This window comes from Roseomonas chloroacetimidivorans (assembly GCF_049629625.1).
Taxonomy (GTDB): domain Bacteria; phylum Pseudomonadota; class Alphaproteobacteria; order Acetobacterales; family Acetobacteraceae; genus Roseomonas; species Roseomonas chloroacetimidivorans.
Genome location: NZ_JBNBZS010000051.1, coordinates 14,362 through 36,049 on the forward strand (window position 1 = coordinate 14,362; position 21,688 = coordinate 36,049).

Genomic DNA, 21,688 nt, shown 5'->3' on the forward strand with positions numbered 1-21,688 from the left:
GGGCCCTTTCAGGTGCTGGATTGCGGGGAGGCCCAGGCGGTCAGCATCTCGGGATAGACGTCCCGCCCCTCCCGGAGGAGCTGCCCGAGCGGCAGGAGCCTCAGCCCCGCGAGGAACTCCGCGCGCCTGGCATAAGTGGCTGGACGCAGGTTCAGCAGGGCCGCACCGAGATCGGCGAAGGACGTGGTGCCGAGGCGGTCCAGCGCCGGGCTGGACCGCTCGCGCAGGGCGCGGAAGGTGCGGAAAGCCGCGATCAGGTCCGGCGCGGCACCCCGGGGGGTGCGGGGCGCCGTGGCGGGTTCGCCGTGCCGGTGCAGGACGAAGTGGATGCCGCGCACCAGACAGTTCAGGCCGGGCTGCGACATCTCTGGCAGCCAGATCAGGATCGCCTCGGCGTCGATCTGCGGGCGGTCGGGATGCTGGCTCAGGTGGCAGAGGGGGCAGGCGGCGACGATGTTGTCGGGGGACTGGTCGGTGTGGTCGCCGTTGCAATGAAACGGCTCCTGCCGGCCTGCGGCATCGAAGCCGCAGAACCGGCAGCAGCCCGTGACCAGAGGGTCCTGCCGCTCCTCCAGGCCGGCGTCAGCGGTCCAGGCTGAGGGGTGGGCCGAGAGGAGAAGCGGCAGGAGACGCATGGCGGACTACTGGAAGTTCACCACGCCGGCGGTGCTGGTCACCGTGGCGGCGGTGCCGGTGGTGGTCTGCGCCGCCTTGTTGATCCAGGCGCCACCCGTGACGAACAGGCCGCACAGCACGAGGCCGGCGAGGCCCATGGCAACGCGTCCGCTCTCGCGGTTCTGCGGCTGGCGGGACTGCCAGAGCGCCCAGACGCCGGCGATGAAGCAGACCAGGGCGGCGCAATACATCAGCGCCGAGGCGACGAAGCCGCCGGTGGTGGAGGCTTCCGTCGCCATGGTCTGCATCTGGCCGCCGATGCCGTTGCCGGCCGCCTGGGCGAAGGCGCTGGCGGACAGGACCGCCGAGCCGAGCAGGCCGGTGCCGGCAATGGCGAGAGCACGGCCACGGCGCAGCTGACGCCGGGCAATCACCGCCGGCACGGTCGCATTCATCTCCGAAAGATTCACGGTGATCTCCTTTGACCGAGAGAGTGCATCCCTCTCAAGTCCAAGGATCGTCAGGTGCCGTGCGAACGGGCCCTGGAAAATTCGAGGCCCCGAAAGGAAATCAGCCCGGCCGCTCCCAGCCGGGCTGCTGGTTGCGCGCGGTGGCGACCGCGGGTCAGGTGAAGAAGCTGACCACCCATTGCGAGATGGTCAGCACGTTGATCAGCATGACCGAGAACACGAACTGCACGAAGCACCCACCCGGTGTGCGCCGGCTGGTCCCACGCATCACTGCCCAGAGCGCGTACATGGCCGCGAAGGCCATCATCGCGCCGAAGGCCTGGAAGAACAGCTGGAAGATCTGCACCACGTTGATAACGGTATCGGCCGGCGTACTGCCGAGCATGTTGTCGGTGCCCGGTGCCGAGTAGCTGCTCAACCCGGCCACCAGATTGACCGTGACGTTCGATCCGCCGCTGCGATTGGCCAGCGTCAGGAACCGGTCGAAACTGGCGAAGACGCCGCAGAACAGCAGCGACACCATCGGGATCCACGGTTTGCCGCGGAACGGGTTGTCGGGTTGGGATTGCCGCCAGAAGCCCCAGCCCGCGAAGAGGAACAGCGAGAGCGCGGCGATGTAGCAGAAGGTCGGCAGCAGGATCTGGAAGACCTGACCGACCGCGGCGGCGAAGTTCGCGAGGCCCTGCATGGCGGCGCCCTACCGGATCGTGCCACGTTCGGCGGTGAGCACCCAGGCCGTGCCCTGCTGCGCGATGGACTTCACACGACCATAGCCCGGCACATCGTCCCCCACGCTGACCTGCAGCAGGTTGCCCGCATCCCCCGTGCGATCCACCTCGGCCAGCATGGCGAGGCCGGGCGAGGCAGCCTGGACGCGGTAGCGCTTTGGCGCCGCATCCTGCGGGGCGGGGGCAGGCGCAGCGCCGGTGACCGGACGGGTGCCCCGAGCGGCCGGGGTGCCCGCGTGGGGCGCGGGAGCCGTCACCGTCACCGAGACCGGCGTGACGGGGGATGTGGCAGGTGTGGGCGCCGGCGCCGCGGGCGGGGAGGCGCCAGCGCCCATGGCCGCATTGATCGCACCACGCGCTTCGGCGAGGGCAAGGCGCCGGTCATAGTCGCCAAGCTGGGTGTCGAGGCGCTCGCGCATCTGCTGGACATCGGCTCGCAGCTGGGCGTTCTCCGCGCGCTGGTTGCGCACGAGCACGCCGAGTTCGGTTACCAGGCTCAGAACCTCTACCTGCTGCGGCGTGCTCATCGGGGACGCCTGGAGGGCCACCACCCGCTGCACCGGATCACGCGGAGCGGCGGCGGGTGTCGGTGGCGCCGCCTGAGCAGGCGGCGGCGCAGCAAGGCTCGCCTGCACCGGGGTGGCGGGCGCTGCCGGCGAGGGCGGCGGCGCAGATGCTGGCTCAGCTGCAGGGGGCGAGACCGGCGTCGGCGGATGGGCCTCTTCCGCCGGCGCCGGCCTTGGCCCATCGCCCGAGCGGAGGCCGACGATCTCCTGCAGGGCCTCGGGCTTGGGCTGCGGCTCGGGCTGCGTTCGGGGCGCGTTGGCAACCGGCTGCGGCGACGGCGCCCGCGCGAGGGATGCGGCCGGCGCAACCGGCGCCGGGAGGGTGATGGTCTGCCCGCTTGCGAGAGGCCCCGAAGGGCCAGCCTGTCCACCCAGCCAGGCGAGGTGGTCGTAGGGCGAGATCACGAACATCCCGCCAGCCGCCACGAGCACCACGGCGATCGCCGCACCGGTCATCAAGGCGTTGCGCCGTTTGCTCATCCGCTTGGCGGGCTGAGCCGTCTCAGCGGCGACACTCTCCGTCTCGGGCGGGGTGTCACCCGCCTCTGTAGCCTCTCCGCCATTGGCGGGCTTCTCCTCCGCCCCGGAACCGAGCCGGTCGGCCGGCTCGGCGCGCAGGGTGGGCGGCACATCCTCTTCCTCACCCGGCAAGGTCATTTCCGGCCGGACGAACGGACGAGGCAGGGTTTGCTCGATGTGGGTGTCCATGACGATCCTGCGGGTGATGGTGTCTCACAGGATCGTCGGACGCCGTGCGAACGGAGACGGTGTTTTCGCTAGCGCTGCGGCAGGGCCACGTTGCTGAGGAACATGACCCCGACGCCCGCATTGGCGGCGAGATGGATGGTCGGGCCGCGGGGCGCCGCCTGGTTGAGCGCGGCACCGACCCTCGCGCCAGCCACGCCGGCGGCCACGCCGACCTGCTGGTCCAGGTTCAGGCGCGTCGAGTAAGCAGCGCCGCCGAACGGGCTGACGACCGACTGCGTGTTCGAGGTGGTGGCAATGGCCTGCCCGAGCCCCTGCACGAAGGCGGCGGCGGCGGGCAGGATGAAGCGGCTGAGGTAGTGCTGATCGACGCTCGTCGCGACCGCCGTCTCCATCGTGTCGGGCGCGATGACGATGCCATCCACTGGGATGGCCTGCCCGTTGTGGACGAGACTTTGGACGCGCACGACCAGTAGGTCCCCGTCTCCGGCCTTGCCGAAGCTGCCGATGATCCGGTCGCCCGCGATCGGTCCGCTGTCGGCCTGCAGCACGATGGGGCCACCGGAATCCGAGTTCACGGCGACGACGGTATGGGCATAGACGCCCCGCCCCGCCGGGACCAGGACCTGCTGCGGCAGGGTGCGGGCCATGGTCGAGGCCGGCGCGATGGCCGTGCTCCGTGCCTCGGCACCGCCGTTCGCCCCGAGCCTGCCGCCTCCGGTTGCCCCCTCCCCACCCGCATTCCCGCCCTCCTGCCGGGCGCGGGGCGGCGGGATGACGACGTCCGTGCGGCTCGGGCGAGCGCCCCAGCCGCTGAGGACGTCGGCCACAGCCGCGCGGAACATCTGATCCTCGCGCGAGGGCTGCTGGTTGGTCTGCGCCACCTGCTGGATCGGCCGGGGCGCAGGAGGCACAGGGCGCGGCGCCGGAGGTTCAGCGATCCTGATGCTCGGCGGCGGCGTAGCCGGGGCCGCTGGAGCGGCCGCCGGAAGCGCAACAGGTGCAGGCGCGGGCGCCTGGAGGCTGATCGGCCGGCTCGCCGTCAACGGCGGGGTATAGGATTGGCCCTGCTGAGCGGCCTTGTCCGCCTCCTGCTGGTTATGCTGCAGGGCTAAACGGTCCTGGTTCGGGTTGCTGTGAGGGCCGCCCGGGAGCGGGTTGACGTTCGGCATGCGGGCTGTCTGTGACTGCGGCGGCTCACTGCGCTTCATAAACGACACGCCGACCACGGTGCCGAGCACGACGACGGCGGTGCCGGAGATCAGCGCCAGGCGCAGCGGACCGGCTGAGCCGGCCCGGTTGAACACGCGCATCCTGCCCAGCACGCTGCCGAACTGGAGCCTTCCCAACGCGCCAGACATCAGCGCTCCTCCCTCAGCTCGGCCGAGACCGTGCGGTTGTTGACGGACAGCAGCACCACCGGGGTGACCGGCAGCGCGTAGATGGTCACGTTGCCCTCGCCGTTCTGCGAGCCATCCCAGGGCGGGGACATCAGCGTGTAGCTGGTGCGCAGGTAGATGTGGTCGCCAAGCCGCCACGCCCGTGCCTCGTCGGGCGAGACGCCACTCACCGAGAGCGGTACCGCGTCGGCTGGGGCAACCCCGGACAGCATCGCCGTCAGGAACGGTGCGCCGGTGAAGGGGGCATTCGGGCGGGTGTCGATCTGCACCCGCGCGTTCGGGCCGCGCGAAGCGACATGGACGCTGATCTCGGCGTCGTAGCGGTCACGGCCAGCCATCAGCATGAAGGCGATCGGCTTGGGCGCGCCCTGCAGGTTCACCAGCAGGCCACCACGCGGGCTGATCGACATCGGCGTGATCTGGATCGTGTTGCTGCCCCGCACGGGCACGCAGACCTGGAAACCCGTGATCTCAGCACGGCCATTGGGTCCGGCCGCACTTGGGGCCGTGTTGCAGCTCTCGCCGTTGCCGTTACCGCCCGTGGAAACGCTGGCCGCGTTGCTGTTGCTGTCCCAGGCGATGGGCCAGGGCTGCCCCGTGCTGTCGAAGAATGACACGGCGGTCGGGTAGCCACGCACCGTCTGGATGATGGCGGTCGCCTGTCCCGGCGCAAAGGTCACGTTGAGCGGACGGCTGATGGGCGAGGCGACCTGCAGGCCCCCTTCCTCGCGGGCCCGTTGCGTTTCGCCGTAGCGTCGCGCGAGTTCGCGGATCATGTCGGGTGTCAGCGGGATTGCGTCATCGAGGATGCGCTGACGGCTGGCACTCTGGTCGTCGGGCGTTGCGGCCGCTGGCGCTCCGGCCGGAGCTTGCCCCGGCGCTTGTGCGAAGCAGACAGCCGGAAGGCAGATGCCCGCAACGGCAGCCGCCTTGGAAAGACGTGCGAGCAAGACTGCAGCTCCTTCTAGCGAGGGGATGCGACGAGTTCTTCGATCACGAGGCCGTCCGGATGACGCTGATCGTCGGTTCGCATGACGGTGGCCGTCATGATCAGGGTCTGTGTGGTGAATTGCTGTGTGTTCTCGCAGGTCTGTAGCATCGGGAACTGGACCTGATAGGCGAGCCGCCCGTTGACGATCGCGGTTTTCGGAATCGTCGCGGCGCGCTGCGCCTGCGCGTAGCAGAGCAGGCGGGCTTTCTTCATCTGGTCGAAGTTGCCGGAACTGATGTAGCTCCTGGCAAAGGACGCCCATCCCTGCTGCGAGAAGCTCATCCCGGCCGTATTCAGCTGCGATGGATAGTTGTGATAATCGACGCTGTAGGTCGCGAGGATGGCGTGAACCGTCCACTGCAGCAGCTGCACGTCATCGACGATGGGGCTGTCGAGCGCGACGGCCGGACGTGGCGGATGACGGCCATCCACGAAGAAGTATTTGGGTGCTGGAGGATTGAGCCACACATAGGCGTCGTGGGCGAGCGACGCCAGCAGCAATCCGGCCATCGTGGCAGTCAGCCCGAGGCACCACTTGACCAGCGAGGCCTGGAAATCGGGATCCGAGATTCTGCGCTGGACGGCGGCCGTTGAGTTCTGCATGCGCGCGATCTCCGAGGAGGAACTACGGTCCACTCTCAGAGGGACCCGTGCGAACGGCTACAGCCCAAGCGAGCCGAGGTCGTAGCTGACGCTGTAGTCTTCGCAGAACCCCGAGCTCAGGCGCTGCTGGACCTTCCTGCCGAGCTTGCTGATGGTCTGGCCGCGCTGGCACCAGAAGAACCAACCCGGCTTCGACTTGCACGCGCGGTAGATGAAGTTGCCTTCGGAGATGTTCCGAGCCGCGACAGCCGGGTCGTAGTGCGTCACCAGCTTGGAGCGGTCCCGCGGCGGCAGCTCGAGGCGGCTCGCCCGTGAGCTGATCGCGCCGGGGGAAACGCCCCATTCCTTTGCGATGGCGCGGTGGTGTTGAAGTGCGAAATACCGCTTGCCGAGTGCGATGTCCAGATCGCGTATCCAGCGAAGCTGACCGGTTCCCGGCTTTCGCTGGAGAGGAATGCGGTTGCCTTCCTCGTCCGTGACGAACTGGCCGACCTCTTCGATGACCTCGCGGCCGGGCGTGGCGTCCACGGTCGAGCGAAAGACGCTGCGCCTGTCGCGTTTCGGCAGCCCGAGCCATCGCGCCTTTGCCCAGATAGCGCCTGCAGAGCGGCCAAACTTCTCGCCGATGCTCGCGGCGTGGAGACCAGAAAGCCAGTGCTGGATCAGGGAAAGATAGTCACTGGCCTTCCAGGCCTTCGGCCCGGAGCTCTGCCGCAGCGGCCGATCATGCGGCGTCGGCAGATCGAGCCTGACAACCGCATCGAGGATCTCGTCACGGCTCTGTTGCAGGTAAACCGAGATCGCCCCGAGGCCGTGTCCTCGGGCCACCATCCCGCGCAGCACCGCCTCGTTCCGGACTACCGCGTGCTCTGGCGGACTTCCATCCGCCCGAGCCGGATTCAAGCGGACGAGTTCCGGAACAGCGATGGACGCGAGCATGAGATCACTCCGGCAACCTGCCCAAGTGATCTAGCGTATACGGCTCCGCCCTGTCGAACTCGAAATCAGGGTAAGACGAATAAAATCTCGCTCAGGCCCGTTCGCACCACTTTGCTCTAGCCATTCGCACGGGTTCGAGCACCTAGCGGTTCGTCCGGTCCTTCATGTCTATGGGGGCCTGTAGGTCCGAGACCAGCCTGTTGACCTGCTGGATCAGGACCGCCACGCGGCCCATCTCGGTCAGTGTGGTTTGCAGGGCGCCTTCGACCAGCTTGAGCATGGCTGGGTTCGTCTCGGGCGCAGCCGGATCGGGCACAGCAGCGGGAGCCGGCGCGGGCACCGCGGGCGCGGCCGAGCCCGGTTTGGGTGTGTCGCTCCCCGGCATCAGGTCACGTATTTCGACCTGGAGTGCATCGGCGAGCTTCTGCAGCGTGCCAAGCGAGACATTATGGACCCCTGTCTCAGTCTCGAACACAGTCGAGACCGGACACTGCGCCTCACGAGCCAGTTGTGCCTGGGTCCATCCAAGGGTCTTGCGGAGTTCGAGGACCTTCCGGCCAACGGTCAGGAAGAGCTCGCCGCTCTTGGGTGACATTCTCCTCCGGGGTGCCACGGGCGACGGAACTTCCGCCGAAGTGCCTTCTTTGCCGGATGCCGGCGGCGTGTCCCACCCTCTCGGCTTTTTGCTCATGAGGGCTTCCCAGTCGAGTGTGGCCATCCCAAACCCCTGTATCCGTTAAGGTCAGGATGGATGGCGCCCAAAGCGAATGAGCACTGAATAGAGTCCAGAGATTGACCCTCTGGGCGGAGGCCCGGTGAGATCGCGCCCGTCACTGGCATTTCCTTGTCTCCGTTCGTACCGATATGGCGAAAGCTTCCTCCAGAGACGGAGGACACAATGCTCGCCCTAGCCTCATCACTCGCTGCGATCCACTTGCTGACATCCCCACTGCATACGATCGACTTCCAACTCATGCAGGGCGCCCAGTTGCAGTCTCCTGCCCTGGTTGCCCCCTCGACGTCAGGATTGGCCGGAGGCACCGCCTCGGACGAACCCGCGCCGCCCCCTCGCCGCCCCCGCTACAGCATCGCTCACGGTTTCGGCAACGACGTACCGCTGTCCTTTGCGGCAAAACAGATTGTGCCGACTTCGATCCGAGTGGTCTATCGGACGGGTGTCGATCCGGACACACGGGTAACCTGGAGGGGCGGAAAACCCTGGAATCAAACGCTTGGGGCCGCAATCAGGCCGCACGGGCTCCACATGATTCTGCTCGGACGGACGCTGACCATCGGAAACTAGCCTGGTCCCGTTCGCACGCAGGCCTCTCAGACTGCTCCTGAACGGAAGGAGCATTCGTTATGCCGGACCTCAGCAAGGCAACCGTGACGTCCTGGCTCCGGGATCGGGAGCCGCTGGTCGTGACCCGCTGGAAAGGCGCCGTCCGTCCGGTCGAGGAGGAGCCCGAGGTCCGGGCCTCCCTGGCCGAACTGGGCGATACTCTCGACCGATCCTTCAACCGAGACGCGGATAGGCTCTCCACCGCCCTGCGAGAGGAGCCCGTGCAGGAGAACCTGCGCCGGGTGCTCGCGCAACTCGGCCCGGCTCGTCTCCTCCGCCTGCTTCATTGGCTCTCCTTCTCCGGACTACCGGGGGGCGGACAGGTCCTCAGCAGCCTGCTGCGGGACGATCCGAGCGGGGCCGGCCAGGCGGTCCGGGCCTTTATCGAGGAACTACACCGGCAGGAGTTGCTGGCCCGGATCTTCAGCCGAGGCCGGCTGCAGGCGCTGCTGGCGGCGTGCCAGGGCCAGCAGGGGCAAGCCGCGTGATGCTCCGCCACACCGCCGCGGTCGCCCTCCTGGCGACCCTCCCCGGCTTCGCCATGGCCCAATCCGCCGGAACCGGCTCGACCACAACCGGCAGCCAGGGATGCGCCGTCATCACTCAGGCCGCAATTGACGGGGCGGCTGCCCGGATCCAGGCGGACGACGCCAGCATCAAGCCGCCGCAAAGCGTCACCTCCCTGAGCTGCCTGGACAACTTCTTCAACGGGAGCGGGCTGAACGTCATCACCAGCCTGCTCGACCCGACCGCCCTGCTGAACTCCATCAAGGGCCAGCTCTGCAACATGGTGCAGTCGGCGTGGCAGTCGAGCATCGGCTCGGCGCAGTGTGGGCTGACCGTGAGCGGCTTCAACATGGGCTTCGGGGGCTTCGGCGGCGGGATGATGTGCCCGCGCCTTTCCTTCGGAGGTGGCGGACCGACGATCGGCAGCATCACCACCGGCCAATTCGCCGGCGGCCAGGGCCTCTACGTCAATGGGCAGGCGACGGCACCGACCGGCTACGTCCTGCCGAATGGGGTGCCGTGACATGTGGAAGAAGCAACTCCTCTCCACCACGGCCGGCATCATGATCGGCGCCGTGGTGTTCGGCGCCGTTCCGGCCTGGGCCGACATGCCCGTGGTGGATATCGGCGTGATGGGCATCCTGCAGGCCGCGCAGCAGGCCCTGACCAACGCCATCAGCAACATCGGAACGCAGATCACCAACTCGGTGACCCACATGGAGACGTCGGTCAGCGACATGCTGCGCGACGGCTTCACGCAAGAAGCCAACTACCAGAAGGCACAGGTCGCGGCGCAGCAGCAGATCGCGGATGCTTCCAACACGGCGAACGCGCGCGTGCTGCGCGACGCTCGTAACTCCCAGATCCGCGACGAGCAGACGCCCAACCCGCAGGCCTGTGCCGCGCTCGACAACGGCCAGTCCCTTCAGGCGGCGGCCGGCCAAGCCTCCCGCCTGGCCGCAGGCATTAGCAATGTCATGGACCCGCGCAGCGAGGGAGCGCCCGGCACGCCGGCCTATTATGGGGCGGCGCAGTCGGCAGCAGCCTCGACACAGATGCACCTCTCCCGCTACTGCGACCAGCGGGAATCCGAGGCCGGCCTCTGCACCCTGTCCCAGCTGCCGAATGGGGATCAGCGTGCCGCCAGCCTCTACGGCTCGGACACGTTGAACGGCGAGACGGGCGTCAACGCGGCCAACGACTTCGCCACCAATCTCGTGCAGCCCGTCGTCCCGGCCGCCCTGCGGGGTGACCAGCTGACCTCCGTCGCGGGGCAGGATGCGGCGGCCCGGCGGCGCTCCTACACGGCCCGCATGTCGCTCGCCCGCGACGTGCTGAACTACAGCATCGCCGTCCAGGCGCCCTCGGTGACGCTGACCGCGGCGCAGCAGCAGCAGATGCAGGACCAGGGTCAGACACCCGTGGCCACCGCGTCTTGGCTGCAGGCGATGGATCTCGAGGTGAACCGCCGCGTGAGCAATGTCGGCTGGGCCGCCTCGCTGCAGGCCATGCCGCCGGCCTCGGTCGAGCGGGAGATCGCGCTGGAGCTGGCGATGAACAACTACCTCGCGATGCAGAACTTCCGGGTGCAGCTCTACACCTCGTCCCTGCAGGCATCCCTCCTTGCTGCGACGGCGGAGCGCAATGGCGCGCCGCCCGTGCAGATGCCCTCCCCCTCCATCGCGTCCAACTGACCACCAACCAGGGAACACCCAAGTCATGTCCGACACCACAGTGGCTGCCGAGCGGCCGAAAGGGCCAGCCGAGAACCCTGCGCGCGACTCAATGCGCGACGTGCTGGAGCGGATGAACCGCGCGCGCGAGCACGTCGCAGCCATCGACCCACACCTCAGCGACACCATCCGGCTCCTCGCGGAGCGCGCCGAGCAGCCGGGCCGGATCGAATCCACCAACTTCCGCACCCGCGTCGCCTATGCCCTGCAGGATCTGGAGAAGCTCGCCGGTCCCGTCGCCAACATGGGCGAGCCGATGCGGCAGGAGATGGCACGCCTCGCCACCACCATGCCCGGCTTGCAGAACGAGCGCCTGCAGGAGCTGATGCGGCGGACGCCGGAGATCCAGGACGTCGGCTTGGTCCGGGATATCCGGGTCATCGCAGCGGATGCCGCGACACGACCGGCCCAGGACACGGCGCCGATTCGGGACCGGGTTGAGGTTCTGGAGAGCCGGGCGCGGCTGAGTGGCGTTTCCAGTTTGCCCTTGGCTTCCACTGCTAACGGGGCAGCAGAGAACACCCGGCGCACGCCAGAAGCGGTGAACGATCCAGCAAATACTGGCACCTCCCGCATTCATACAGGAAGTGCAGAGCGAGGCATGGACGCTCGATCCGCCACTCAGCAGGAGGCGGCCAGTCCCGAGCCAATGCGGACCGCCAGTCCTGATTGGCGTTCGCCGCCTCAACAAGCCACTCGCCAGCCAGAGCCGGATCAAGACCAGTCCCGTGTTCATGCCCAGCTGCGCGCTCCTGGGTTGGTGGCGTCAATCATGGCCGCGATGCACAAGCCGGATCAGCATCGCGGAGCGACGCTCGATCCGACCCCGACACCCATGGCGGAGCGGGTCAGCCGCTTCGAGCAGCGCATGCAGGACGGCCGGGAGGAGAACAGCTTCCGCGGCGCCGAGCAGTCCGGCCGGGCGGCACTGGAGGCACTGCAGGGCTTCGCCAACGGACCAGGGGCCAGTGTCATGAACCGCATCCGGGAAGCCGCCAAGGCGGACCCCGGCGGCATGGCCGGGGTCATGTCCGAGATGCGGACCGGCGGCGTCTACGCTGACCTGCGCCAGCAATTCGACGGTGCCATGGCCAAGGAGAAAGGCTTCGCCGCCGCCTACGAGCGCGCGGCGGCCGCAACCGGGCAGTACGCGAAGGACCGGACGGCGGTGGAAGCCATCATCAGCCAGCGGCCGGACGCGGAGGCCCTCACCGGGCGCTTCCAGAAGCTCGATGCGCAGATCGGCGAAGCCACGTCCAGCACACCCGGCCGCAAGGAGGGCAAGAACGCCCTCGAGGAATTCGCCGAGAAGGCGGCCGAGATCATCTCCCGGGCGCTCGACCGGGTGAGGGCGGCCTTCTCCTCCGCCCGCGCGAGCAGCAGCCCGTCGCCCAGCCCGTAGCGATCCCGTTCGCACGCCAGCGGCGCATCCTCTCAGGAACTCTTATCCTGTGAGGATGCAATGCGCCGCCCCTGGCCCCTACTCCTAAGCTTCGCCCTGGTGTGCCTGGCCTTGCCGGCCATGGCACAGACCGCGCCCAGCTCGGGTATGAACATGAGCTGGAGCGCCCTCGATCCCGGCGACGATTGGGCCGCCCAGGTCCTGAAATCGCTGTTCCCCGTTATCGGCACGTCCAGCGGTCCCAGCATCGGCAGCGCCACCTCGGTGATCGGGCTCATCATCAGCCAGCTTACCGGGTTCGTCGCCGCGATCGCCATGACCTGGCTCTGCTACGCCACGATCATGCAGATCCATCGTGGCGCCGAGACGGCCCGGCTGCTCTCGAGCAACATGACGTCCATGTTCGTGGTCCGGCTCGGCTTCGCCGCCATCATGATGTACCCGCTGTCGAGTGGCTTCGGTGCCGGACAGGCGGCCGTAGTGCAGGCCTCCCTGTGGGGCATCGGCATGGCGCGTTCAGTCTACACCAACGCCATCAAGGCGGTCGGACCCGATGCCATGGTGATCGACCCGCCGATGATCCCCGGCACCCGCTCCGTCGTCTCCGGCCTGATCCAGATGGAGCTGTGCCGCAGTCTCGTGAACACGATCGCCAACAACAGCAATCTCGTCCCGGCGCCGAATCCCGCGACCGTCAACCAGCTCGACGGCAGCCAGATCCAGACCTGGTCCTACTCCATGTCGGCCGGCAATGAGACCGGCACGCCGGTTTGCGGCAGCATCACGCTGCGCAACACCAACGCCTCGGCGCCGTCGATCGCCGGCGTCACCGTGGACAAGGCGGCGCTGCTGAGCAACGCACTGACCAGCGTGCTGACCAGCGACATTCGACCGCAGGTGGAGCAAGTCGCGCAGAACTATTTCACCACTCGGAAGTCTTCAGCACTCGAGCCGCTCATGGGCGTGCTGACCAGCGCCACCTCCGACTACACGCAGAAGCTGACCCAGGTGGCGACCGATGCCGCCTCGGCCCTGCGCAGCGCCATGCAGAATGCGGCCGACGCTCGCAACGGCAATGTCGGCCTCAGTACCGGGCAGACGCAGCTCTCGGCGCTCGGCTGGAGTTCGGCCGGCGCCTACTACCTCGAGTTTGCCCGGCTGAACGGCGTCACCCTGTCGCTGGTCAACTCGACGCCTGAGATCAACCTGCCGAGCTACCAGGGGCTCGGGCAGTCCCTCTCGCTCGATCTCGCGCCCTTTGTCCAGTCGAGCCAGAGCTTCCTGACCCGGCTGCAGTCCTACGTGACCACCACGGACGGGTTGAACCCGCCGGGCGGCAATGCCGAGCTGTTCTCCGGCGCCGTGCCGGGCGAGGACGGCAATGACGTGCTGGAGCGCCTTTACAGCAAGCTCGGCATCAGCAGCTGGATGCTGCAGAAGATCACCAGCTACATGCTCCCGAGCGCCACCATGTGGACCGACCCCTTCGGCAGCCTCATGGCGCTGGGCAACTTCCTCATCAACGTCGCCCTGATCACTCTGGGTGGCGCGACACTGCTGGCGTCCGGCGCTGGCAGCACCGCCCTGACCGCCTGGCAGGTTCTGACCTTCCAGTGGGGCGGTGCGGCATTGACGGTGGTGGGCCACTCGGTCGTCAACTTCCTGGCCACCCCGATCTTTCTCGGGGCGGCGAGCATGCTCATCCCCGGCCTGACCATCGCCTTCGTCCTGCCGATGATCCCCTTCGCGATCTGGTTCGCGGGCGTCATGGGCTGGCTCATCCTGGTCTGCGAGGCCGTGGTCGCCGTGCCGCTCTGGATGCTGGCCCACATGACCTTCCAGGGTGAGGGCCTGCACGGGCGGGGAATCGAGGGCTACAGTCTGCTGTTCAACGTTCTGTTCCGGCCGGTGCTGATGCTGCTGGGGCTGTTCTTCGGCTACTTCATCTTCAGCAGCGGGTCCTGGCTCATCCGCCAGGGCTTCGGGATCGCCGCCGGCTTCGCGCTCCACAATGGCGGGATCCTGACCAACTGGCTCGGGCTGGTGGTCATGGTCTCGATCTTCGTCATGATGCACGTTGCCCTGGCCATCATGTCCTTCCGGATAATCTCCATCCTGCCCCATCATCTCCCCAAGCTGATTGGCTTCGGGGCGGCGAACCGGGTAGATATGGACCAGTACAGCAGGGATGCGGCCCTGGTTGGAGTTGGAGGCACCCTCACGTCCTTGCGGCGCGGGCTTGTCTCGGCCGCTGGGAAGGGCACCGAGGCTGGCCATGCCCTGCCGGGACCTCGCCCTGCGCTGGCCGGACCTGGTCGTGGAGCGGCGGCCGACCGCGAAGGCGGGGGCTCTGTCGATACAACTGTTCGGGCGGCGTCCGATACGTCACCGCCGCGAGAGGAGGCCTAGATGGATGACGATCTACCCTCTCAGGGCATGAGTGGATGGGCCGGCTATGCTCTTGGCCGAATGTCGGCCGAGAGTGACCAAGTCATGGACGAATTTGCCCGGACGCTGAACCGGCGCTTTCGCCCACAGGCACCGACCGTCGACGTCAATGCACTGCTCGCTGAGAACCAAGCCCTGCGGCAGCAGCTGAAGGCTACGCAGTCGGCTCTGACGGACTACGAATTCAACTATGCGGAATTGAAGAAGTGGGCTCGAGAAGCCGAAGCTAAGCTCCGCGAAGCTGGGCTTTTGCTGGACTAACACGCGGCGCCGTTCGCACCGTGAGGGCGCATGGTGGTCTCCTCAGCAGGAGTTCCTCCGCCATGCGCCCTTCTCGTATCCTGGCTTTGCTGTCCGTGGCCGTCGCATTGTCAGCCTGCGGTGGCGGCAACGTCAAAACGGCCAGCGACTACTCGGCCCCGGCCGCACCGCCCGTGCGGCACCCGACCTACAGCCCATATTCGACCTACGGGACAGCCAACGCGACCTGGGTTCCGCCCGTCGCTGATCGGCGCGGGACCATCGTGCGGCCGACCGATCCCCACGTCCTTTCCGGACGCCCTGACTATGAGCATGCCCCCTGGGCGACGGGGGCGGCCGGAGGCGAACAGTTCGCGCCTCCCGGCACCTTCTGAGCCTCAGCTCGGCCAGAAGCGCTCGGCCGTGGTCAGATACTCCACGGCCGAGCCCAGCCGCCCCGTCCGGAGCTGCCAGTTCATCCAGGCATTCTTGAAGGCCAGCAGGAAGAACAGCGCGCAGAAGGGGATGAACTCGATCCCGAGCAGCATCCGGCCGGGGCTCCACGGGGTGGTCAGCGCCTGCCATAGCCACCAGCCCAGCGCCAGCCAGCCGCCCGTGAAGGTCAGATAGGCAACCCGCGCCGTCTGCCGCCGCCGCCTGGCCACTCGCTCCTCAAGACCGGACACGCTCAGGCCATGGCTCAGGGCCGTGGCTTCCAGGTCGAGCCGGCGATCGGCATCGACGTAGATCCGGCGTGGGGCTCCGGGCCCCTCCTGGACGGCCGCCGCGAGATCCTGGATGATCCGGCCATTGCGCAGGATCTCCTCACTCCCGCTCGCCTCCTTCGAGCGGGACCAGAACCAACGGGGTCCCGCTGTCAGCACCCGGAAGACACGCCCCGACCGAGTGGCGGGGGCGGTGGGTGCGCCGAGGTCGATCTTCGGCCTCTGCTCGGCTTGCATGCCTCAGCTCCCGATCGAGGTCAGCACGGCGTTCAGGTCGCCGGGCACGCCGTCGGCGCGGCCCTCCGCCCCGTCTGCCTTGCGCCAGACGAAGGTCGGCGTGCCCTGCAGGCGGATGGCGTGCGCGGCCGCCATGTTGGCCTGCAGGCGGGCCGCCGCTTCCGGAGCAGGTACTCCGTTGAGGTCGCCCCGGCTCCAGGCCGTGACCATCTGGTCGGCCGGCTTGCTCAGCATGGCCAGCGCACTGGTCGTGCTCCGGCCCTGGTCCTCGTAGTCGAGCACGGAGAGCGGGATGACGGCCAGCTGCACCCGACCGCTCGCGACATAGGGCTGCAGGCGCTGCATCGCCTGCACCGAGAAGGAGCACTGCGGGTCGATGAACATCCAGAGCCGCGGCGCCGAGGCGTTGCCGATCGTGCCGAAGGTGGTCGCCTGCACGAGGTGCAGCGCCGAGGCGAGCTGTGGCGCCGTGGCCGCGGCGGGGGTGGCTCCCTGCGCCGGCGTGCCGGTGTCGCCGATGGTGACGGTCGGGACGGCCCCCGGCACCGCCGAAATCTGGTCGCGCGTCAGGTTCTTGCCCGAGGCGTCCCACATCACGCCGGGGATGATCCGCTCGCCATCCGGCGTCGCGTAGAACACTTGGAACTGCGTCCCGCTCTTGACCAGCATGCCGCGCAGGCCGTGCTGTATCCCGAGTTCCGTCAGGTTGCCGCCCGCGAGCCGCGCCAGCTCGGCCGCGGACAGGTCAGACATCAGCCCGGCGACGATGGCCTGCCCGTCCGGCGTGGTGGAGACCACCATCAACTCGTCGCCCGTGCGGGCCACCACCCGGTGCATCCCATGATACTGGCCCAGGTCGGTCAGCGTCGCCCCCGAGGCCACGATGCGTTGCAGGGCCGGCACCTGCTGCAGCGCCTCAGCGGACGCTTGCGTCCCAGAGCCGCGCAGTGCCGGCGACGGCGACGGAGCCACAGCGGGCGCTTGGACCTGGGCCGGGCTGGCGGGAGCGCCGACCTGGATCATCGAGGGGAGCTGCGGGCTGGCTTGCGCCGATGCCTGCCCCGGCAAGGGAGGCGGCAGGCTGCAATGCGGCTCAGCCAGGGCAAGCCCGGGCACGAGGAACAGGCACGAAGACAGAAGATAGGATCGCATAACGCCTCCACTGCGCAGATGAGTGGAGGTTAGGAGGCCGCCGTGCGAACGGTGTGCGGGTTATCGCCGCGGCACTCTGCGCCGCAAGATCCGGCTCGTAAGGCTGTTCCACCAGTGGCCAGTGGGGCCGGCCAAGGCGCAATCACGATCGGCTTCCGCCAGGAGCCAAGCCACATCACCGATGTAGGACCGGGCCAGGTCGACGCGGAGGTCGTAGGTGTCGCCGTCGTCCATCTTCAGCGCCTGCTCCAGGACACTGGCTTTGGCTTGAGCCGTATGAAGTGACAACGCCCGCATTCTGCAGAGCGAGGTAATGGCCTCATGCGCCTTCTGCCACGTCGGGAACAACGTCGCCGACAGGACCTCGAGCTGCTCCGGAGGCAGGGTCAGGTCTTCCAGCCGCGCGTATCCTTCCGCCACCTGCGCGAGCAGCGCCAGGCATGCCTGGCTGGCGGCGAGAAGCGCGCCGTCCCCATCGACAGGTCCCGAGACGCTGCAACTCCGGCCTGTCAGCGCCGCATCACAGATGCGCTCAATGTCAGCTATGAACGAGAGCAGCAGGGCATCCCGCGCGGGCGTCGGATCGTCGTGCCGACGCGACAGCAATCGCCCGAGGACGGCCAACTTGCCCTTCAGGCCATGCTCGCTCGATGCGGGAATGTCGGCGATCCGATAGGCGACATCGACCCGATCGGCGTCCGTCTCAGCCATGGCTCGCATCAGTTCGTCGTGCTCGCTCGACGTCATCAGGGAGCCACGTTCGACCTGTGCGAAGAGTGCAGCGTCCATCTCGGAAAGGGAGCTGCAAAGAGCAAGGAGGTGTTCGTCGGCCGTACCAGGTGATGCCTCGCATGCGCCGGACGCTGCTTTTGCGTCCGCAAGCACGTCATCACAAAGAGCGCTCAGCATCATCGCACGGCCTCCTGCGACCCGCCGGCCTTGTGGCAGAGCGTCGCTCCCCTAGGACTCCACAGGCTCGCTTGTCCGACCGTCTCGCCGGACGCGGAGCCGTGCGCTCTTCTGCGCGACCTGCTCTCCTGCCAGCCTGACGCTGACGGCTCCGCGGAAATGGAACTCGAACCGGAGCATCTCCATGAGCCGGTCGAGGTCCTTGAACAAACGCGGCCGGGAGGGCCATGCGATATGAAAAACGTGGTAGCCCTGCTGCCACGAAGTGAGGACGTAGAGCGCATAGCGCGTCGCCCGACTGTCCGGCTCCTGCGCTTCCACCATGACCCCTCGGATGTAGCCGCCTGCAGCAATGCCCTCGAGGACATCGGCATGCGTGATGGAGGGCATGTCTGCAGGAACGAAGGACGCGGGCCCTGATCGGCTCGCTTCGGGCACAGTCCCGGCTGGCAAGTCGTCGAACACCCCCACAGATCGGCCACTCCCTTGCGGCTGCCAGGATCCCAGAAGGCAGCTCCAGAGCTGCCTCGCGCAGACGCTTTGTATCCTGGATGACGCACGGCTTGTGACCCCCCTCTCACCTGCCTATTGGCAATGGTCACTCATTGAGTGCCATCGGTCGGTGGCTGCCGTTGCCATGCTAACTGCGGAGCAGACAGACGGTTATGCTTGTATTCTCGCAGGTTATTCCGAAGGTACTGCGGCAGCAGTTCGGACAGTGACAGTTGTTATCCTTAAGGACTCGCCCTGCCATGTTTAAGACTCGCTGCGGTATTGTTCCATGGCGACGGGAGTGGTGCAGCGAGATTGACATCAATTTCTCGATCCATCTTCCTGTTGTATACGTAAAACCCAGTGAGCATCTGGAACAAGCTTCGCGAGCATGCAGGACGTAATAGGTTTACTCAAATAAGCGTGAGGCGCCGTCTGCGCCGGATTGCTGCGTCGCAAAGTAGAAATTTGCAAAAATCTAGACTTCGGTTGCGAGGATTGGTTGCCCTGTCGACGTGGGCCAGCGCAGCAGGCGAGACTGTCAGGACCACCACAGGGAGGCGGTTATCCTCATGTTCAGCACAATCTATGCCATGGCTCTGGCGGCGGCCATCCACTCGCCACTCCAAGAATCCCCAGTCATCCCGATTCAGATCTTGAACTTCCGGCATCCACCGCTGCGCGGCCGGGACACGCCGGGTCTCAGCTGTCGCGCGCTGATCAACGGCGATTGGGTCTACGCCTCCCGGAGCGCTGACCCTGGAAGCCGCATCGCGTTCCAACGCGGCGCAGTCGCGGTGACGGGTCCCGAGGTCGATGGCTTCATTCCGGTGCTGCTGACCACCGGGCAGCGTGGATGGATGCTGGCCAAGGTCATGCAGTGGCACCAGCCGACCAATTACGTCCCGCATGTTGGCCATTGCCACGCCACCCTCCTCCGCAACGGCGCCGCGCACATCACCTGGACTGACGGGTGAGTGCCTGCACGACCTCGGGAACGACCAGCCAGTGTTCCTTATTCGTTCTAGTCTGCGGACGCTTGGAATGGCAACATCCGCGTAGCGCCGCCACGGGCTCTTATTGAGGCCGCACTCGTTCGCACCGGGCGGCTCTACAGTGAGGAGCAGCAGAGGAGGGAGGCTCGAAATGACCCCGGTTGAGCAAGCCGTTTCTGGTATGGTCGGGCGCGATGCGGCATGCTTCGTTGCTCGCACCTTGTTGCCGGCATCGACGTTAGACGTAGAGGAGCCCTGGAGCGCTGAAATGGTCCGCCCCCTGACCGAACGCTCTGCGAACATCGCCAAGTTGACCGTTCCGCTGCCTCCCCGCTTCCGCGAAGCCTTTCGCAGCATGATCGAAGCTCGGAGTCGCATCGGCGGGAAGCGCGTGTTTGCGCGGGATCTGCACGAGGAAGCGATCGGTTCTCTGGTGAACCGCGCGGAACGGGGTGAGAAAGTGCTGTTCATGGCAACGCCGGTTGGAGTCGGCCGGATCACGCTGTGGATGGACGAGAGTCTCAAGGCCAAAATCGACAGTTTGGCGCTGACGCATGGCGTCGCCCGAGCTTCCGTCGTGGTGACGGCTTTCCACCACTTCCTCGACGAGGCAGAGCAAAGCAGGACGGCGGACGCCGCCTGACCTCCCCACCCTGGGGAGGATTATGGCTGGACAACCACGCCCGGGTAGCTGCACCCTGTCATCGTCTAGACTCGGAACAAGCGCGTCTGGGCGTTTCTTCAACCGCCTTCTGAAGGCAACAACGATGGCGCGCTGAAATGAAAAAGGTCGGTGCCTGCAAGCACCGACCTTTTCCGAACTGAAAGACACCCTGTCTTGGGCAACCAAACACCGATAGCTCCAAGATAGGTTCGAGCCGTCCCTTCGTCAAGCGAGCTTTCGCATGGCAACGGGAGAGCTATGTCCGCCGGTTCGGCTGCGCGCTCGCCAGGAGCGAGACATGAGGACCGAGCTACCCGAAGCCTTAGAGCCCCGGCCAACCGGGCGGCGTCGCACGACCGCGGCCCAGCTGCAGGCCACCGCCCATCTGAGCGGGGCACTGCCTGCTCTGGACAAGGGGCGGGTTCTGGCGGCGTTCAAACAGGCTGCCTCCGCGAAGGGCTTCAGCCCCTCGGTCGTTCACATGGTGGACGTCCTGTTCGGCTACTCTTGGAGCTCCGACTGGCAGCAAGGGTTTCCGCGCCTAGTCTGGCCGTCCCAAGAGGTCCTGGTGTCAGAGACAGGCCTGACACTGAGCGGCATCAAGAAGCGCCTTCGCCGCCTCATCGACCTTGGTCTGATCCGCGCCCACGACATCGGGACGGGTCGCCGATGGGGCCGCCGGGACAAGAAGACCGGCCGCATCCTGCAGGCGTGTGGCTTTGACCTCAGCCCGATCGGCGAGCGCATGCCCGAGTTCCTGGCAGCAGCCGCCGAACACGAGGCACGGCGGCAGGAGGCCAGGGCGCTCCGGGGGGCCTGCAGCGCCACGTCACGCGCCGCTCTCTCCCTGACGGACCACGCCGTGGAGGACGGCCTTGCCGGCGCTGACTGGCAAGCGCTCGCCGAGGCGGTGCGGCACCTCGCGGCCACGGCCCGCCTGCAGAAGGATCCGATGCAGCTGGCACCTCTCGCTGGTCGGCTTCGCCTGCTCTCTGACCAGATCGAGCGGCAGGTCCAGGCAGCTCGTACTGCTGTGGATTGCGTAAATAGTAACCCCCAGGGGTCACCTAACAGGCTGCGGAAATTCGATTTTGGCGAGGCTTCTACGAAATTTTATTACGCTGCGTACGATTCGGGCACAGAAGTGTTGTGCACATCACGGTCTGTCCAATTCGGATTGTTCGTGTGGCTGGGCTGGAGCAGCGAATTTCCGCAGCCTGCTAAGGGAACCCCCATTACAACTACTAACGAACTTCCAATCGCTAAAGCGACTGCACCGGCAGGCAGAAGCCTTGCTCAGGAGGCAGATGGAGCGAGCGGCGAGTCGGGGCCTGACCGGCTCGGCAGGCTGCGGCGTGAGAGCGCCGCAGAGGCGGATCTGTTTCGCGGCTTCCCGATGAGCCCCAACGTGCTGCTGCATCTCGTCCCGGCCTACCGGGACTGGGTGAACACCAGCGCCCCGACCTGGGCTCAGATCGCGGATGCCTGCGATCTGCTGCGACAGCACATGGGGATGTCCACCCACCTCTACGGCCAGGCGAAGCTGGTGCTTGGCGGGATCGGGGCGTCGGTCGCGATCGGCACCATCGCGGCCAAGCATGAGGCGCGACTGGTCAAGAACCCGGGGGGCTATCTCCGGCGGATGCTGGAAAAGCATCACACGGGTGATCTGCGGCTCGACAAGACCTTGCATGGACTAGCCGACGCGGCCGGGCGTCCCGGCAAGGGCAGACGGAAGGCGGATGTGCCGTCGGGCGCCTTTGGCCGGCTCCTCGCATAGCACAGACGGTTGGCGCAGGGCGACGCGACTCGGGACTCGATCGGC

23 protein-coding genes are annotated in these 21,688 nt (G+C 67.0%); 10 read left to right on the top strand and 13 right to left on the bottom strand.

Annotated elements, in window-relative coordinates:
• Positions 1-8: 8 nt before the first annotated feature.
• The 9 genes from ACO1BU_RS26115 to ACO1BU_RS26155 all read right to left on the bottom strand — a co-directional run bounded on the left by ACO1BU_RS26115 (position 9) and on the right by ACO1BU_RS26155 (position 7,735).
• Positions 9-635, bottom strand: coding sequence for a hypothetical protein (locus ACO1BU_RS26115; protein WP_424138901.1), 627 nt, complete (start codon positions 633-635; stop codon positions 9-11).
• A 6-nt stretch (positions 636-641) separates the two neighbouring features.
• The gene (locus ACO1BU_RS26120) at positions 642-1,085 is read right to left on the bottom strand and encodes a hypothetical protein (RefSeq protein WP_424138902.1); all 444 of its coding nucleotides are present in this window, start codon (positions 1,083-1,085) and stop codon (positions 642-644) included.
• Between the two features lie 154 nt (positions 1,086-1,239).
• Positions 1,240-1,773: a hypothetical protein gene (locus ACO1BU_RS26125; protein ID WP_424138903.1), complete on the bottom strand. Its 534-nt coding sequence runs from the start codon at positions 1,771-1,773 to the stop codon at positions 1,240-1,242.
• Positions 1,774-1,782: 9 nt separating this feature from the next.
• Positions 1,783-3,087, bottom strand: a complete 1,305-nt coding sequence (locus tag ACO1BU_RS26130) for a hypothetical protein (protein WP_424138904.1) — start codon at positions 3,085-3,087, stop codon at positions 1,783-1,785.
• 68 nt (positions 3,088-3,155) lie between these two features.
• Entirely contained in the window at positions 3,156-4,445 is a 1,290-nt protein-coding gene (locus tag ACO1BU_RS26135) for a DotG/IcmE/VirB10 family type IV secretion system protein (RefSeq protein ID WP_424138905.1), read from the bottom strand.
• Positions 4,445-5,434 (bottom strand): DotH/IcmK family type IV secretion protein, encoded by a 990-nt coding sequence (locus ACO1BU_RS26140; protein ID WP_424138906.1) that lies wholly within the window; start codon positions 5,432-5,434, stop codon positions 4,445-4,447. The genes ACO1BU_RS26135 and ACO1BU_RS26140 overlap by 1 nt, the downstream gene beginning before the upstream one ends.
• A gap of 14 nt (positions 5,435-5,448) precedes the next feature.
• Positions 5,449-6,078 carry a DotI/IcmL/TraM family protein gene (locus ACO1BU_RS26145; protein WP_424138907.1) on the bottom strand — a complete coding sequence of 210 codons (630 nt, stop codon included), beginning with the start codon at positions 6,076-6,078 and terminating at the stop codon, positions 5,449-5,451.
• 57 nt (positions 6,079-6,135) lie between these two features.
• Positions 6,136-7,017, bottom strand: coding sequence for a hypothetical protein (locus ACO1BU_RS26150; RefSeq protein ID WP_424138908.1), 882 nt, complete (start codon positions 7,015-7,017; stop codon positions 6,136-6,138).
• Between the two features lie 142 nt (positions 7,018-7,159).
• Positions 7,160-7,735: a helix-turn-helix domain-containing protein gene (locus tag ACO1BU_RS26155; RefSeq protein WP_424138909.1), complete on the bottom strand. Its 576-nt coding sequence runs from the start codon at positions 7,733-7,735 to the stop codon at positions 7,160-7,162.
• 644 nt (positions 7,736-8,379) lie between these two features.
• On the opposite strand from ACO1BU_RS26155, the gene ACO1BU_RS26160 reads away from it, so the two are divergent.
• The 7 genes from ACO1BU_RS26160 to ACO1BU_RS26190 all read left to right on the top strand — a co-directional run bounded on the left by ACO1BU_RS26160 (position 8,380) and on the right by ACO1BU_RS26190 (position 15,084).
• Positions 8,380-8,847, top strand: coding sequence for a type IVB secretion system protein IcmW (locus ACO1BU_RS26160; RefSeq protein WP_424138910.1), 468 nt, complete (start codon positions 8,380-8,382; stop codon positions 8,845-8,847).
• On the top strand, positions 8,847-9,389 hold the full coding sequence (locus ACO1BU_RS26165) for a hypothetical protein (RefSeq protein ID WP_424138911.1): 543 nt from the start codon (positions 8,847-8,849) through the stop codon (positions 9,387-9,389). The genes ACO1BU_RS26160 and ACO1BU_RS26165 overlap by 1 nt, the downstream gene beginning before the upstream one ends.
• A gap of 1 nt (position 9,390) precedes the next feature.
• Positions 9,391-10,560, top strand: coding sequence for a hypothetical protein (locus ACO1BU_RS26170; RefSeq protein WP_424138912.1), 1,170 nt, complete (start codon positions 9,391-9,393; stop codon positions 10,558-10,560).
• Between the two features lie 25 nt (positions 10,561-10,585).
• On the top strand, positions 10,586-12,001 hold the full coding sequence (locus tag ACO1BU_RS26175; protein ID WP_424138913.1) for a hypothetical protein: 1,416 nt from the start codon (positions 10,586-10,588) through the stop codon (positions 11,999-12,001).
• 153 nt (positions 12,002-12,154) lie between these two features.
• On the top strand, positions 12,155-14,410 hold the full coding sequence (locus ACO1BU_RS26180) for a DotA/TraY family protein (protein ID WP_424138914.1): 2,256 nt from the start codon (positions 12,155-12,157) through the stop codon (positions 14,408-14,410).
• The gene (locus tag ACO1BU_RS26185) at positions 14,411-14,710 is read left to right on the top strand and encodes a hypothetical protein (RefSeq protein ID WP_424138915.1); all 300 of its coding nucleotides are present in this window, start codon (positions 14,411-14,413) and stop codon (positions 14,708-14,710) included.
• Positions 14,711-14,772: 62 nt separating this feature from the next.
• Positions 14,773-15,084 carry a hypothetical protein gene (locus ACO1BU_RS26190; protein WP_424138916.1) on the top strand — a complete coding sequence of 104 codons (312 nt, stop codon included), beginning with the start codon at positions 14,773-14,775 and terminating at the stop codon, positions 15,082-15,084.
• A 3-nt stretch (positions 15,085-15,087) separates the two neighbouring features.
• Here ACO1BU_RS26190 and ACO1BU_RS26195 read toward each other — a convergent pair whose 3' ends face one another.
• The 4 genes from ACO1BU_RS26195 to ACO1BU_RS26210 form a co-directional block, all read right to left on the bottom strand.
• Entirely contained in the window at positions 15,088-15,651 is a 564-nt protein-coding gene (locus ACO1BU_RS26195) for a hypothetical protein (protein WP_424138917.1), read from the bottom strand.
• A gap of 3 nt (positions 15,652-15,654) precedes the next feature.
• Positions 15,655-16,803, bottom strand: a complete 1,149-nt coding sequence (locus tag ACO1BU_RS26200) for a hypothetical protein (RefSeq protein WP_424138918.1) — start codon at positions 16,801-16,803, stop codon at positions 15,655-15,657.
• Between the two features lie 60 nt (positions 16,804-16,863).
• Complete coding sequence (locus tag ACO1BU_RS26205) at positions 16,864-17,592, bottom strand: hypothetical protein (RefSeq protein WP_424138919.1); 729 nt, start codon at positions 17,590-17,592, stop codon at positions 16,864-16,866.
• Positions 17,593-17,763: 171 nt separating this feature from the next.
• The gene (locus ACO1BU_RS26210) at positions 17,764-18,102 is read right to left on the bottom strand and encodes a hypothetical protein (protein WP_424138920.1); all 339 of its coding nucleotides are present in this window, start codon (positions 18,100-18,102) and stop codon (positions 17,764-17,766) included.
• A 674-nt stretch (positions 18,103-18,776) separates the two neighbouring features.
• Between ACO1BU_RS26210 and ACO1BU_RS26215 the strand changes: the two genes are divergently transcribed.
• From ACO1BU_RS26215 to repC, 3 genes are all read left to right on the top strand, one after another.
• Positions 18,777-19,181, top strand: coding sequence for a hypothetical protein (locus ACO1BU_RS26215; RefSeq protein ID WP_424138921.1), 405 nt, complete (start codon positions 18,777-18,779; stop codon positions 19,179-19,181).
• Positions 19,182-19,350: 169 nt separating this feature from the next.
• Positions 19,351-19,842 (top strand): hypothetical protein, encoded by a 492-nt coding sequence (locus ACO1BU_RS26220; protein WP_424138922.1) that lies wholly within the window; start codon positions 19,351-19,353, stop codon positions 19,840-19,842.
• Positions 19,843-20,161: 319 nt separating this feature from the next.
• Positions 20,162-21,643: a replication initiation protein RepC gene (gene repC / locus ACO1BU_RS26225; protein WP_424138923.1), complete on the top strand. Its 1,482-nt coding sequence runs from the start codon at positions 20,162-20,164 to the stop codon at positions 21,641-21,643.
• The last annotated feature ends 45 nt before the right edge of the window (positions 21,644-21,688 follow it).